The sequence below is a fragment of the Umbribacter vaginalis genome (assembly GCA_001552935.1).
Lineage (GTDB): Bacteria > Actinomycetota > Coriobacteriia > Coriobacteriales > Eggerthellaceae > Berryella > Berryella vaginalis.
This window is the reverse complement of the sequence record KQ959695.1, coordinates 1-935: the sequence shown is the minus strand read 5'-3', so window position 1 is coordinate 935 and position 935 is coordinate 1. Positions and strand designations below refer to the sequence as shown.

Genomic DNA, 935 nt, shown 5'->3' with positions numbered 1-935 from the left:
TAAATAGCCACCATCCGCTAACACACGCGCAACATTTCCCTGGTCATAGCCCTCAACAGGCAAAGTCGATAAACGCAGAAAAGCAGCCGTTGTCATCATATTCGCCAGCGCGATATAGCACTGACGTGCCGACCAATCGAACAGCGCTTCGGGATTATCGGCCGTGTGGCAATCGTTCTTCTGGAAATTCTCCAAGGCGCTCCTGCGCGATTCGGCAATTTCTGCAGGTAGTTGCTGAATATCGCGCATCATGTGCTCGATATACGCCGAGTCGTAGCGCACGTTTTTGCGGCCCAGGAGAATAATCAGATAGCTGCCATTAGCAAGCACACCTTTCGCGCCCCACAAATAAGGCGCCAGCTGCTCTTTAAGCTGTTTTGCCTTGTCAGATGCGCCATCAGTAACATCAAGCACCAAAAACTTCCACGGCTCAAAGCCAAACGACGAAGGCGACAAGCGCCCTGCTTCCAAAACAGTATGCAAATCGTTCGAGTCTACTTTTTTTGTACCGTCATATTCGCGCGCAGCGTAACGGAAATTCATTGCTTTAAGCGCCTGTTCACGTGCGTGTTCTTTCAAATCCATCGCAAATCCTTTCTTGTCGTTGGTATCCATTGTATCCTAAGGGATGATTCATGTACGAACCATCGCCTGCTTATTAAATTGTGCAAAATATTATAGCACAGCAAAATAAAAAGAGCATCACGCGTAAGCACGATACTCTTTTATAAGAACGTTTCAGGAACGCGCACGACTTCATTCCGAACACTTCGCACGAACACTACAGGAACGTACACCGCTTATTGCGAATGTTCCAGCGAATCGCTTAAAAACGCATGCCGCTACGCTACTGAATTCCTACCTGCTGGGGTACAGGCGACTACGATCCATCAGGCGACATCATCGGTTACTATGGCTCGAAAGGCGCTATTAAC

1 protein-coding gene is annotated in these 935 nt (G+C 48.3%); it reads right to left on the bottom strand.

Features of this window, described 5'->3' with window-relative positions:
* Positions 1 to 585, bottom strand: a 585-nt coding sequence (locus HMPREF3190_RS04600; RefSeq protein ID WP_066780842.1) for an NAD(P)H-dependent oxidoreductase, incomplete at its 3' end; no start/stop codon positions are given.
* Between the last annotated feature and the right edge of the window lie 350 nt (positions 586 to 935).